Genomic DNA, 12,193 nt, shown 5'->3' with positions numbered 1-12,193 from the left:
CTCCGGCAAAGGCGAAGCATGCCCCAGCACACCTCAGGGTCCGACCGCGCTGCGGTGCCCCCCGCTGCCCGTGGCAGCGAGCGGTCCACCGCGCCCTCGTCCCTGGAGGTGCTCTGGCGCTCATACAAGGACTCGGGCGACGAGCGGCTGCGGGAGCAGCTGATCCTGCACTACTCGCCCCTGGTCAAGTACGTGGCCGGCCGGGTCAGCGTGGGCCTGCCGCCCAATGTGGAGCAGGCCGATTTCGTCTCCTCCGGGGTCTTCGGCCTGATCGACGCGATCGAGAAGTTCGACATCGAACGCTCCATCAAGTTCGAGACGTACGCCATCACGCGGATCCGCGGCGCGATGATCGACGAGCTGCGCGCGCTGGACTGGATCCCGCGCTCCGTGCGGCAGAAGGCGCGGGCCGTAGAACGCGCCTACGCGACGCTGGAGGCCCAGCTGCGGCGCACCCCCACGGAGGGTGAGGTCGCGGGGGAGATGGGCATCGCGGTGGAGGAACTCCACACGGTCTTCAGTCAGTTGTCCCTGGCCAACGTGGTCGCCCTGGAAGAGCTGCTGCACGTGGGCGGGGAGGGCGGGGACCGGCTCTCCCTGATGGACACCCTGGAGGACACCGCCGCCGACAACCCGGTCGAGGTGGCCGAGGACCGGGAGCTGCGCCGGCTGCTCGCGCGGGCCATCAACACCCTCCCGGAGCGGGAGAAGACAGTGGTGACGCTCTACTACTACGAGGGCCTGACCCTCGCCGAGATCGGCAACGTGCTGGGCGTGACCGAGAGCCGGGTCAGCCAGATCCACACCAAGTCCGTGCTGCAGCTGCGGGCCAAGCTCGCCGACGTCGGCCGCTGAGCCCTCTCCGGCGGGGCCGACACCCCTTGCGGGCCTCCGTAGAGTGGTGACGTGCCCAGGATTCGAGCGGCCTCCGTGGCCGAGCACCGGTCGATGCAGCGCGGCGCCCTGTTGGACGCCGCACGTTCCCTGTTGTCCGAAGGCGGGACGGAAGCCCTGACCTTCCCCGCCCTGGCGGAGCGGACCGGGCTCGCCCGGTCGTCCGTGTACGAGTACTTCCGGTCCCGCGCGGCCGTCGTCGAAGAGCTGTGCGCCGTGGACTTCCCCGTCTGGGCCGCCGAGATCGAGGCGGCGATGGAGCAGGCGCCCACGCCGGAGACGAAGATCGAGGCCTACGTGCGCACCCAGCTGGGGCTGGTGGGGGACCAGCGCCACCGCGCGGTGGTGGCGATCTCCGCCGGCGAGCTGGACGCCGGCGCGCGGGAGAAGATCCGCGCCGCGCACGGCGGCCTGGTGGCGATGATCGTCGAGGCCCTGGGCGCCCTCGGGCTGCCGGAGCCCCGCCTCTCCGCGATGCTGCTCCAGGGCGTCGTGGACGCCGCGGCCCGCCGGATCGAGCTCGGCGCCGCCGAGGACCCCGCCGTGATCACCGAGACCGCCGTCTCCATGGCCCTGCGGGGCGTCACGGCCTGACGGCCGCCCGGGCCGGGCCGGGGGCCACGGCCCGGGGAGCCCCCGGCAGCAGCCGGGGCGTGGGCGCCGGGAGCAGGGCCAGCGGGTTCAGGTAGGCGTCCTTGCCCGCCAGCAGGCCCCAGTGCAGGCAGGGGCCCGGGCAGTGGGAGCCCTCCGTGAGCACCGCCACCACCTGCCCCGCCACGACCGCCTCCCCCTGCGCCACCAGCGGCCGCACCGGCTCGTACGTCGTGCGCAGCCCGCCCGGGAGGGTGAGCGAGAGCACCCCGCGCCCCGCGACCGGTCCCGCGAAGTGCACCCGGCCGGGCCCCACGGCCCGTACCTCCGCCCCGGCCGCCGCCGACAGGTCCACACCGCGGTGGCCGGCCGCGTAAGGCGTCGGCGGCGGATCCCACCAGCGCGCCACGGACAGCGGCGCGGGCAGGGGGCGCGCGCCCCGCACCCCGCGCACCGCGCCCCCGCCGCGCACCGGTGCGACGGGCGCGGAGGAGCCGCGATCCGGGGCCTGCGGCCCGGGGGCGGGCGGCGGCCCGGGCAGTGGCAGGGGCAGGGCCAGAAGCAGGATGAGCAGCAGTTTCGTCATGCCCGGCAGGATCCCGCGCGGGCGGCCCGGCCGGCCCGCGCCTGTGGACGGCCGCGGGGCTGTGGACAACGGCGTCACCCGGCATACCGCCGGGTCCCGTACACTTCTTGTGGCGATCCGGGTCACCGGGTCGACTTCGCACGCCCCAGCGCCGACCGGTTCGGTCAGGTGAAAGCGTCTCTCGGTCCCTCAAGGGGCAGGGCGCGGCGGGGCGTCAGGAACCAAAACCGAGAAACCAAGGAGATGGCCATGGCCGTCGTAACGATGCGGGAGCTGCTGGAGAGCGGCGTCCACTTCGGTCACCAGACCCGTCGCTGGAACCCGAAGATGAAGCGCTTCATCTTCACCGAGCGCAACGGCATCTACATCATCGACCTGCTCCAGTCGCTGTCGTACATCGACCGCGCCTACGAGTTCGTGAAGGAGACCGTCGCGCACGGTGGCTCCATCATGTTCGTCGGTACGAAGAAGCAGGCGCAGGAGGCCATCGCCGAGCAGGCGACCCGCGTCGGCATGCCGTACGTCAACCAGCGCTGGCTGGGTGGCATGCTCACCAACTTCTCCACCGTCTACAAGCGCCTCCAGCGTCTGAAGGAGCTTGAGGCGATCGACTTCGAGGACGTCGCCGCCTCGGGTCTCACCAAGAAGGAGCTCCTGGTCCTCTCCCGCGAGAAGACCAAGCTGGAGAAGACCCTCGGTGGTATCCGCGAGATGTCGAAGGTCCCCAGCGCCGTCTGGATCGTCGACACCAAGAAGGAGCACATCGCCGTCGGTGAGGCGCGCAAGCTGCACATCCCGGTCGTCGCGATCCTCGACACCAACTGCGACCCCGACGAGGTCGACTACAAGATCCCGGGCAACGACGACGCGATCCGCTCCGTCACCCTGCTCACCCGCGTGATCGCCGACGCCGTCGCCGAGGGCCTCATCGCCCGTTCCGGTGCCGCGACCGGTGACTCGAAGCCGGGCGAGAAGGCCGCCGCCGAGCCGCTCGCCGAGTGGGAGCGCGACCTGCTCGAGGGCGAGAAGAAGGCTGACGCCGAGGCCCCCGCCGCCGAGGCCCCCGTCGCCGAGGCCCCCGCCGCTGAGGCCCCGGCTGCCGAGGCCCCCGTCGCCGAGGCCGCCCCGGCCGCGGACGCCGAGCAGGCCTGACCCACTGAGAGCGCCCGGCGTTCACTCGCCGGGCACTCACAGCACGGACGATGACGGCGGGGGAGCCGCGCCACGAGCGCGCTCCTCCGCCGTTCACCCGTAGATCTACGACTTCGAGAGAGAATCACAGACTCATGGCGAACTACACCGCCGCTGACGTCAAGAAGCTCCGCGAGCTCACCGGCGCCGGCATGATGGACTGCAAGAAGGCCCTCGTCGAGTCCGACGGCGACGTCGACAAGGCTGTCGAGGCCCTGCGTATCAAGGGCCTGAAGGGTGTCGCCAAGCGCGAGGGCCGTTCCGCCGAGAACGGTGCCGTCACCTCCCTGATCTCCGAGGACGCCACCTCCGGCGTGCTCGTCGAGCTCAAGTGCGAGACGGACTTCGTCGCCAAGAGCCCGAAGTTCCTGGCCGTCGCCGACCAGCTCGCCGCCCACGTGGCCGCCACCAAGCCGGCGGACATCGAGGCGCTGCTGGCGTCCGAGATCGAGGCCGGCAAGACCGTCCAGGCGTTCGTGGACGAGGCCAACGCCAACCTCGGCGAGAAGATCGTCCTGGACCGCTTCGCGGCGTACCAGGGTGCCTTCGTGGCCTCCTACATGCACCGCACCATGCCCGACCTGCCCCCGCAGATCGGTGTCCTGGTCGAGCTGGACAAGGCCGACGCCGACCTGGCCAAGGGCATCGCCCAGCACATCGCCGCGTTCTCGCCGAAGTACCTGACCGCCGAGGACGTTCCGGCCGAGGTCGTCGAGTCCGAGCGCCGCGTCGCCGAGGAGACCACCCGCGCCGAGGGCAAGCCCGAGGCCGCGATCGCCAAGATCGTCGAGGGTCGCGTCAACGGCTTCTTCAAGGACGCCACGCTGCTCGGCCAGCCGTACGCGCTGGACAACAAGAAGTCCGTCCAGAAGGTTCTGGACGAGGCCGGTGTCACCCTGAAGCGCTTCGCCCGCATCAAGGTCGGCATCTGAGTCCGTCCGTACGCGACGGACACCGGACCCCTATAGGGTCTGAAGCAGTCGTCCGCGCTCGCGCAGGACGACCGCAGATCTGACGAGGAGGCCATTGCCGCAGAGGGAACCGCAAGGACCCACCGGCAATGGCCTTCTTCGTATGTGCACGAGGAGATCTCCATGAATCAGGGCGTGGACCCCCACACCGCATCCGACGACAAGAGCGACCACGAGAAGAAGGGTCGCCGCTTCATGCTGAAGCTGTCCGGCGAAGCCTTCTCCGGCGGCGGCGGACTGGGTGTCGACCCTGACGTCGTGCACGCCATCGCCCGCGAGATCGCGGCCGTGGTCCGCGACGGCGCCGAGATCGCGATCGTCATCGGCGGCGGCAACTTCTTCCGCGGCGCGGAGCTTCAGCAGCGCGGCATGGACCGGGCACGGTCCGACTACATGGGCATGCTCGGCACCGTCATGAACTGCCTCGCCCTCCAGGACTTCCTGGAGAAGGAGGGCATCGACAGCCGAGTCCAGACCGCCATCACCATGGGGCAGGTCGCGGAGCCGTACATCCCGCTGCGCGCCGTGCGCCACCTGGAGAAGGGCCGCGTCGTCATCTTCGGCGCCGGCATGGGCATGCCCTACTTCTCCACCGACACCACGGCCGCCCAGCGCGCCCTGGAGATCGACGCCGAAGCCCTCCTCATGGGCAAGAACGGCGTCGACGGGGTCTACGACTCCGACCCGAAGACCAACCCCGACGCGGTGAAGTTCGACGCGCTGGAGTACAGCGAGGTGCTGTCCCGGGACCTCAAGGTCGCCGACGCCACGGCCATCACGCTGTGCCGCGACAACCAGCTGCCGATCCTGGTCTTCGAGCTGCTCGCCGAAGGCAATATCGCCCGCGCCGTCAAGGGTGAGAAGATCGGCACGCTCGTGAGCGACCAGGGCACCCGGGCCTGAGCCCACCGAGCCGGGCCCGCAGGGGCCCGGTCCGGGCGGCCCGGACCGCCCGCGCCCGCCTGAACCATCCAAATCTGACATGCAGGAGCACGTGGTGATCGAAGAAATCCTCCTCGAGGCCGAGGAGAAGATGGAGAAGGCCGTCGTCGTCGCCAAGGAAGACTTCGCCGCGATCCGCACCGGTCGTGCGCACCCGGCGATGTTCAACAAGATCGTGGCGGACTACTACGGTGCCATCACGCCCATCAACCAGCTCGCCTCCTTCGCCGTGCCCGAGCCGCGCATGGCGATCGTGACGCCGTTCGACGCCTCCGCGCTGCGCAACATCGAGCAGGCGATCCGCGACTCCGACCTCGGTGTCAACCCGAGCAACGACGGCCGCATCATCCGGGTGACCTTCCCGGAGCTGACGCAGGACCGCCGCAAGGAGTTCATCAAGGTCGCCAAGACCAAGGCCGAGGACTCCAAGGTCTCCATCCGCTCCGTGCGCCGCAAGGCCAAGGACGCCCTCGACAAGCTGGTCAAGGACAAGGAGGCCGGCGAGGACGAGGTGCGCCGCGCCGAGAAGGAGCTCGACGACACCACCGCGAAGTACGTCGCGCAGGTGGACGAGCTGCTGAAGCACAAGGAAGCCGAGCTCCTCGAGGTCTGATGAACGACTCTCCCTGGGCCGCTGAGCCGGTTCCGGCGGGTCCCGCATACGATGCGCTGGTGGGCCCGCAGACTGCGCCCATGCCCATCGTGCCCGATGCCGCCGGCCGTGCCTTCGACGACCGGGAAGCACGCGATCGGGGGGCCGCCTTCGTCGGCGGCCCCCCGTTCCGCGCCGAGACGCCGTTGCAGGAGCCCATGCCCAGCCCCCCGCCTCCGCAGGCCCCGCAGGACGCCTCGCCCCCGCCGCAGAAGAAGCGCGCGGGGCGGGATCTGCGTGCCGCCATAGGGGTCGGCGTCGGCCTCGGCGCGGTGATCTTCGCTTCGCTGTTCATCGTCAAGGCCGTCTTCGTCGGCGTCATCGTCGTCGCGGTCGTGGTCGGCCTGTGGGAGCTCACCTCCCGGCTCCAGGAGAAGAAGGGCATCAAGGCCCCGCTGGTCCCGCTCGCGGTCGGCGGCGCGGCGATGATCATCGCCGGGTACGTCCGCGGGGCCGATGGCGCCTGGGTGGCGATGGCGCTCACCGCGCTGGCCGTCCTCGTGTGGCGGATGACCGAGCCTCCCGAGGACTACCTCAAGGACGTCACGGCGGGCGTCTTCGCGGCGTTCTACGTGCCCTTCCTGGCCACCTTCGTCGCGATGCTGCTGACCCCCGACGACGGTCCGCAGCGGGTGGTGACCTTCCTGTTGCTGACCGTGGTCAGCGACACCGGGGCCTACGCGGTCGGCTGGCGCTTCGGCAAGACCAAGCTCGCCCCGCGCATCAGCCCCGGCAAGACCCGCGAGGGGCTCTTCGGAGCGGTGGCCTTCGCGATGGCGGCGGGCGCCCTGTGCATGGAGTTCCTGATCGACGGCGGCGCCTGGTGGCAGGGCCTGCTGCTGGGCCTCGCGGTGGCGGTCAGCGCCACCCTGGGCGACCTCGGCGAGTCGATGATCAAGCGTGACCTGGGCATCAAGGACATGGGCACACTGCTCCCGGGCCACGGGGGCATCATGGACCGGCTGGACTCGCTGCTGCCGACCGCTCCGGTGGTCTGGCTGCTGCTGGCGGCGTTCGTCGGTACGGGCTGACCGAGTACGACCCCGCTGACCTGGGGCGGAACCGGACGGACGGATCCGATGCGGACCGGGCGGTTACTCTTGAAAGGCGCGCTGCTTCTGCGGCGCGCCTTTCGTCTTACAAGGAGTACCTGCCATGGCCCGCCCCGTTCCGGGAGAGCTCACCTTCGTCGCCCCCCGAGGGGCCAAGAAGCCTCCGCGGCACCTCGCCGACCTGACCCCGGCCGAGCGCCGGGAGGCGGTGGCCGCGATCGGCGAGAAGCCGTTCCGGGCCAAGCAGCTCTCCCAGCACTACTTCGCCCGCTACGCGCACGACCCGGCCGAGTGGACCGACATCCCGGCGGCCTCGCGCGAGAAGCTCCAGCAGGAGCTGCTGCCGGAGCTCATGAACGTCGTGCGTCACATCAGCTGCGATGACGACACCACCCGCAAGACCCTGTGGAAGCTGCACGACGGCACGCTCGTCGAGTCCGTGCTGATGCGCTATCCCGACCGGGTGACCATGTGCATCTCCTCGCAGGCCGGCTGCGGCATGAACTGCCCGTTCTGCGCCACCGGCCAGGCCGGCCTGGACCGCAACCTCTCCACCGCCGAGATCGTGCACCAGATCGTCGACGGCATGCGCGCCCTGCGCGACGGCGAGGTCCCCGGCGGCCCGGCCCGGCTGTCCAACATCGTCTTCATGGGCATGGGCGAGCCGCTCGCGAACTACAAGCGCGTCGTCGGCGCCATCCGCCGCCTCACCGACCCGGAGCCCGACGGCCTGGGCCTGTCGCAGCGAGGCATCACCGTCTCCACCGTCGGCCTCGTCCCGGCGATGCTGCGGTTCGCCGACGAGGGCTTCAAGTGCCGCCTCGCGGTCTCCCTGCACGCTCCGGACGACGAGCTGCGCGACACCCTCGTCCCGGTGAACACCCGCTGGAAGGTCCGTGAGGTCCTCGACGCGGCCTGGGAGTACGCGGAGAAGTCCGGCCGCCGCATCTCCATCGAGTACGCCCTGATCCGTGACATCAACGACCAGGCCTGGCGCGGCGACCTGCTCGGCCGCCTGCTCAAGGGCAAGCGCGTGCACGTCAACCTGATCCCGCTGAACCCGACGCCGGGCTCGAAGTGGACGGCCTCGCGCCCCGAGGACGAGAAGGCCTTCGTCGAGGCGATCGCCCGACACGGGGTTCCCGTGACCGTCCGCGACACCCGCGGCCAGGAGATCGACGGCGCGTGCGGTCAGCTCGCCGCCTCGGAACGCTAGATTCCGGCACTGGTCCGCGTAAACCGGCCGCGGGGTACCCTGTGGCCGAACCAATTGCATATTCCGACAGGGGAGCGCCACAGCGCTGAGAGTGCGGTATCCGTCATCCGCAGACCCTCTGAACCTCGCCCCGGTCATTCGGGGTAGGAAGTTCGGTCACCACTCAAGCTGTTGCGCCCTGCCCGGCGTCCGCTCCCACTGAGCGCCGGGCAGGGCCGCGTCTTCTCCTGGTCTTCCCAGGAGGAATCACCAGTGAGCACCACCAAGAAGATCGCGGGCGCGGCGCTCGCGGCCGCGCTCGGCGTCACCACCCTCGGTGCCTGCGGCGGGGGCGAGGCCAAGGACAAGTCCGCGGGCGCGACCGACGCCCCGAAGGCCAAGACGGTCACGCTCGTCTCCCACGACTCCTTCAACGTGACCGACACGGTCCTCAAGGAGTTCGAGCAGCAGAGCGGCTACGCCGTCAAGGTGCTGAAGTCCGGCGACGCCGGGTCCGCCCTCAACCAGGAGATCCTCACCAAGGGCTCCCCGCGCGGCGACGTCTTCTTCGGCGTCGACAACACCCTGCTTTCGCGCGCCCTCGACAACGGCGTCTTCACCCCGTACGAGGCCAAGGGCCTGGACACGGTGAAGCCCGAGTTCGTCCTCGACAAGCAGCACCGCGTCACCCCGGTCGACTCCGGCGACATCTGTGTCAACTACGACAAGGCGTACTTCGCCGACAAGAAGATCGCCCCGCCGCAGACGCTGGACGACCTGCTCAAGCCCGAGTACAAGAACCTGCTGGTCACCGAGAACGCGGCGACCTCCTCGCCCGGTCTCGGCTTCCTCCTCGCCTCCGTCGGCAAGTACGGCGAGGACGGCTGGAAGGACTACTGGAGCAAGCTCAAGGCCAACGGCGTCGAGGTCGTCGACGGCTGGGAGCAGGCCTACAACGAGCGCTTCTCCGGCTCCGCCGGCGGCAAGAAGGCCAAGGGCGACCGCCCGCTGGTGGTCTCCTACGCCTCCAGCCCGCCGGTCGAGGTCCTCTACGGCGAGCCGCAGCCGGCCGAGGCGCCCACGGGCGTGGCCACCGGCACCTGCTTCCGCCAGATCGAGTTCGCGGGCCTGCTCAAGGGCGCGAAGAACGAGGAGGGAGGCAAGGCCCTCATCGACTTCCTGGTCTCCAAGAAGTTCCAGGAGGACATGCCGCTCCAGATGTTCGTGAACCCGGTCGTCAAGGACGCGAAGCTGCCGGAGCTGTTCACGAAGCACGGCGTCGTGGTCGACAAGCCGGAGAACGTCGCTCCGGAGGTCATCGCCAAGAACCGTGAGCAGTGGGTCAAGACGTGGTCCTCGCTCGTCGTGAAGTAGAGCGCCTTCCCGCGGGGGGCGGGCGCGCCACGGCCGTCAGACTCGCTCTGATGGCCGTGCCGCTCGCCTTCTTCGGACTGTTCTTCGCGTACCCCGTCGCCGCGATCGTCGGCCGCGGGCTCAAGACCGACGAGGGATGGCAGCTCGGCCGGATCGGCGAGGTCCTCGCCCGGCCGGACATCGCCGGCGTGCTGTGGTTCACCACCTGGCAGGCGCTCGCCTCGACCGTCCTCACCCTGCTCCTGGCACTGCCCGGCGCGTACGTCTTCGCGCGCCTGGAGTTCCCGGGCAAGCAGTTGCTGCGCGCGCTGGTCACCGTCCCCTTCGTACTGCCGACCGTGGTCGTCGGCAGTGCCTTCCTGGCGCTGGTCGGGCGGGGCGGGCTGCTCGACGAGCTGTGGGGCGTCCGGCTGGACACCACCGTGTGGGCGATCCTGCTCGCCCACGTCTTCTTCAACTACGCCGTGGTCGTGCGGACCGTCGGAGGGCTCTGGGCGCAGCTTGACCCGCGCCAGGAGGAGGCGGCCCGGGTGCTGGGCGCCGGGCGGTTCGCGGCGTGGCGGCGGGTGACGCTGCCCGCGCTCGGGCCGGCGGTGGCCGCGGCCTCGCTGATGGTGTTCCTGTTCACGTTCAGCTCCTTCGGCGTCGTGCAGATCCTGGGCGGTCCCGCGTTCGCCACCCTGGAGGTGGAGGTCTACCGGCAGACGGCGCAGCTGCTGGACCTGCCGACCGCCGCCGTGCTGACGATGGTGCAGTTCGCGGCCATCGCCGCCGTCCTCGCCGTGCACGCGTGGACCGTGCGCCGGCGGGAGACCGCGCTGCGGCTCGTGGACCCCTCGCGCACCGCGCGTCCGCCGCGCGGCTGGGCGCAGCGCGGCCTGCTGGGCGGGGTGCTGCTTTCGGTGCTGCTGCTGGTCGTGGCCCCGCTGGCGGTGCTGGTGGAGCGGTCCTTCGACGCGCCCGGCGGGTACGGCCTCGGCTTCTACCGGGCGCTGCAGGACGCGGGCTCGGGGGGCGGAACGTTTCTGGTGCCGCCGCTGGAGGCCATCTGGAACTCCCTCCAGTACGCGCTGGCCGCGACCGCGATCGCCCTTCTGATCGGGGGCCTCGCCGCCGCGGCCCTGACCCGGCGCGGAGGCCGTTTCGTACGCGGCTTCGACGCGCTGCTGATGCTGCCGCTCGGGGTGTCCGCCGTGACGGTGGGCTTCGGGTTCCTGATCACCCTGGACGAGCCGCCGCTGGACCTGCGGACCTCGTGGATCCTGGTGCCGCTCGCGCAGGCGCTGGTCGGTGTGCCGTTCGTGGTGCGGACCATGCTGCCGGTGCTGCGTGCCGTCGACGGCCGGCTGCGGGAGGCGGCGGCCGTGCTCGGGGCCTCGCCGCTGCGGGCCTGGCGGGAGGTGGACCTGCCGCTGGTGCGGCGGGCGCTGCTGATCGCGGCCGGTTTCGCCTTCGCGGTCTCGCTGGGCGAGTTCGGCGCGACCGTCTTCATCGCGCGGCCGGACCGCCCGACGCTGCCGGTGGCCGTGGCGCGGCTGCTGGGCCGGGCGGGCGAGATGAACTACGGGCAGGCCATGGCCCTGAGCACGATTCTGATGCTGGTGTGCGCGGTGTCCCTGCTGGTGCTGGAGCGACTGCGACCCGACAAGACCTCGGGAGAGTTCTGATGACCCTGCTCCGGCTCGAAGGGGTGACGGTCCGCTTCGGCGACCGGGCGGTCGTGGACGCGGTCGACCTGGAGGTCGCCGAGCACGAGACCGTGTGCGTGCTCGGCCCCAGCGGCAGCGGCAAGTCCACCCTGCTGCGGGTGGTGGCCGGTCTCCAGCCGGTGTCCGCGGGGCGGGTGCTGCTCGGCGGGGCCGACCAGTCCGGAGTGCCCGTGCACCGGCGGGGGGTGGGCCTGATGTTCCAGGACCACCAGCTGTTCCCGCACCGGGACGTCGCCGGGAACGTCTCCTTCGGCCTGCGCATGAAGGGCTCCGGTCCCCGCTCCCGCTCCGGCTCCCGCTCCCGCTCCGGCTCCGCCAGGGGCTCGTACGAGGCCCGGGTCGCGGAACTGCTGGAGCTGGTCGGGCTCCCGGGGGCCCAGCGCCGGGCCGTCTCCTCGCTGTCCGGCGGGGAGCAGCAGCGGGTGGCCCTCGCCCGGGCACTGGCCCCCTCGCCCCGGCTGCTGATGCTGGACGAGCCGCTCGGCCAGCTGGACAGGGGGCTGCGCGAGCGGCTGGTGGTCGAGCTCCAGGGGCTGTTCTCCCGGCTGGGCACCACCGTCCTGGCCGTCACCCACGACCAGGGCGAGGCCTTCGCGCTGGCCGACCGGGTGGTGGTGATGCGGGACGGGCGGATCGCGCAGGCCGGGACCCCGCTGGAGGTGTGGCAGCGGCCCGCGTCGGAGTTCGTGGCCCGCTTCCTCGGCTTCGAGAACGTGGTCCCGGCGACGGTGGCGGGTACCGCCGCCGTCACCGCGTGGGGCAGGGTGCCGGTCCCGGCCGGCACACCCGAGGGGGAGCGGCGGCTGCTGGTCCGCCCCGCCGGGGTGGTGCTGTGCGAGGCCGGGCTGGGCTGCGTGGTGGCGTCCCGGACCTTCCGCGGCACGCACGTGGCCCTGCGGCTGAAGCCCGCGTCGGGGCCCGTGCTGGAGGCCGAATGCGAGCTGGCCACCGCGCCGGCCGTGGGGGACCGGGTCGCGGTGGCGTTCAGCCCGTCGGAGGTCGTCGTCCTCCCGGAGACCGCCTAGTCCCGCCAGGC

At 71.2% G+C, this 12,193-nt stretch carries 12 protein-coding genes; 11 read left to right on the top strand and 1 reads right to left on the bottom strand.

Features of this window, described 5'->3' with window-relative positions; translation table 11 throughout:
* The first annotated feature begins 18 nt into the window (after positions 1–18).
* Together whiG and ACZ597_RS00495 are read left to right on the top strand one after the other, a co-directional pair.
* The gene (gene whiG, locus ACZ597_RS00500; RefSeq protein WP_471323071.1) at positions 19–855 is read left to right on the top strand and encodes an RNA polymerase sigma factor WhiG; all 837 of its coding nucleotides are present in this window, start codon (positions 19–21) and stop codon (positions 853–855) included.
* A 75-nt stretch (positions 856–930) separates the two neighbouring features.
* Positions 931–1,488, top strand: coding sequence for a TetR/AcrR family transcriptional regulator (locus ACZ597_RS00495; RefSeq protein ID WP_471325040.1), 558 nt, complete (start codon positions 931–933; stop codon positions 1,486–1,488).
* Here ACZ597_RS00495 and ACZ597_RS00490 read toward each other — a convergent pair.
* Positions 1,478–2,071 (bottom strand): M23 family metallopeptidase, encoded by a 594-nt coding sequence (locus ACZ597_RS00490; protein WP_471323068.1) that lies wholly within the window; start codon positions 2,069–2,071, stop codon positions 1,478–1,480. The genes ACZ597_RS00495 and ACZ597_RS00490 overlap by 11 nt on opposite strands.
* A gap of 249 nt (positions 2,072–2,320) precedes the next feature.
* Here ACZ597_RS00490 and rpsB point away from each other — a divergent pair, with 249 nt between their 5' ends.
* The 9 genes from rpsB to ACZ597_RS00445 all read left to right on the top strand — a co-directional run bounded on the left by rpsB (position 2,321) and on the right by ACZ597_RS00445 (position 12,182).
* The gene (rpsB, locus tag ACZ597_RS00485; RefSeq protein ID WP_471323065.1) at positions 2,321–3,223 is read left to right on the top strand and encodes a 30S ribosomal protein S2; all 903 of its coding nucleotides are present in this window, start codon (positions 2,321–2,323) and stop codon (positions 3,221–3,223) included.
* A 134-nt stretch (positions 3,224–3,357) separates the two neighbouring features.
* A complete protein-coding gene (gene tsf, locus ACZ597_RS00480) occupies positions 3,358–4,194 on the top strand; it encodes a translation elongation factor Ts (protein WP_125599134.1) in 837 nt (278 codons plus the stop codon).
* A 162-nt stretch (positions 4,195–4,356) separates the two neighbouring features.
* Positions 4,357–5,136, top strand: coding sequence for a UMP kinase (gene pyrH / locus ACZ597_RS00475; RefSeq protein WP_249768016.1), 780 nt, complete (start codon positions 4,357–4,359; stop codon positions 5,134–5,136).
* 94 nt (positions 5,137–5,230) lie between these two features.
* Entirely contained in the window at positions 5,231–5,788 is a 558-nt protein-coding gene (gene frr / locus ACZ597_RS00470) for a ribosome recycling factor (protein ID WP_365156621.1), read from the top strand.
* On the top strand, positions 5,788–6,858 hold the full coding sequence (locus tag ACZ597_RS00465) for a phosphatidate cytidylyltransferase (RefSeq protein ID WP_471323061.1): 1,071 nt from the start codon (positions 5,788–5,790) through the stop codon (positions 6,856–6,858). The genes frr and ACZ597_RS00465 overlap by 1 nt, the downstream gene beginning before the upstream one ends.
* 124 nt (positions 6,859–6,982) lie before the next feature.
* Entirely contained in the window at positions 6,983–8,095 is a 1,113-nt protein-coding gene (gene rlmN / locus ACZ597_RS00460) for a dual-specificity RNA methyltransferase RlmN (RefSeq protein ID WP_266842615.1), read from the top strand.
* Positions 8,096–8,347: 252 nt separating this feature from the next.
* The gene (locus ACZ597_RS00455) at positions 8,348–9,448 is read left to right on the top strand and encodes a thiamine ABC transporter substrate-binding protein (protein WP_471323057.1); all 1,101 of its coding nucleotides are present in this window, start codon (positions 8,348–8,350) and stop codon (positions 9,446–9,448) included.
* A 50-nt stretch (positions 9,449–9,498) separates the two neighbouring features.
* Positions 9,499–11,115, top strand: a complete 1,617-nt coding sequence (locus tag ACZ597_RS00450) for an ABC transporter permease (protein WP_471323054.1) — start codon at positions 9,499–9,501, stop codon at positions 11,113–11,115.
* The gene (locus tag ACZ597_RS00445) at positions 11,115–12,182 is read left to right on the top strand and encodes an ABC transporter ATP-binding protein (protein WP_471323051.1); all 1,068 of its coding nucleotides are present in this window, start codon (positions 11,115–11,117) and stop codon (positions 12,180–12,182) included. The genes ACZ597_RS00450 and ACZ597_RS00445 overlap by 1 nt, the downstream gene beginning before the upstream one ends.
* The last annotated feature ends 11 nt before the right edge of the window (positions 12,183–12,193 follow it).

The sequence above is a fragment of the Streptomyces sp. NPDC040718 genome, assembly GCF_055593565.1.
This window is presented reverse-complemented; position numbering and strand designations above follow the sequence as displayed.

Bases quoted from the DNA above. Each gene is read 5' to 3' on its own strand.
- whiG (WP_471323071.1), top strand. From the start codon at position 19: ATGCCCCAGCACACCTCAGGGTCCGACCGCGCTGCGGTGCCCCCCGCT.
- ACZ597_RS00490 (WP_471323068.1), bottom strand. From the start codon at position 2,071: ATGACGAAACTGCTGCTCATCCTGCTTCTGGCCCTGCCCCTGCCACTG.
- rpsB (WP_471323065.1), top strand. From the start codon at position 2,321: ATGGCCGTCGTAACGATGCGGGAGCTGCTGGAGAGCGGCGTCCACTTC.
- tsf (WP_125599134.1), top strand. From the start codon at position 3,358: ATGGCGAACTACACCGCCGCTGACGTCAAGAAGCTCCGCGAGCTCACC.
- pyrH (WP_249768016.1), top strand. From the start codon at position 4,357: ATGAATCAGGGCGTGGACCCCCACACCGCATCCGACGACAAGAGCGAC.
- ACZ597_RS00465 (WP_471323061.1), top strand. From the start codon at position 5,788: ATGAACGACTCTCCCTGGGCCGCTGAGCCGGTTCCGGCGGGTCCCGCA.
- rlmN (WP_266842615.1), top strand. From the start codon at position 6,983: ATGGCCCGCCCCGTTCCGGGAGAGCTCACCTTCGTCGCCCCCCGAGGG.
- ACZ597_RS00450 (WP_471323054.1), top strand. From the start codon at position 9,499: ATGGCCGTGCCGCTCGCCTTCTTCGGACTGTTCTTCGCGTACCCCGTC.
- ACZ597_RS00445 (WP_471323051.1), top strand. From the start codon at position 11,115: ATGACCCTGCTCCGGCTCGAAGGGGTGACGGTCCGCTTCGGCGACCGG.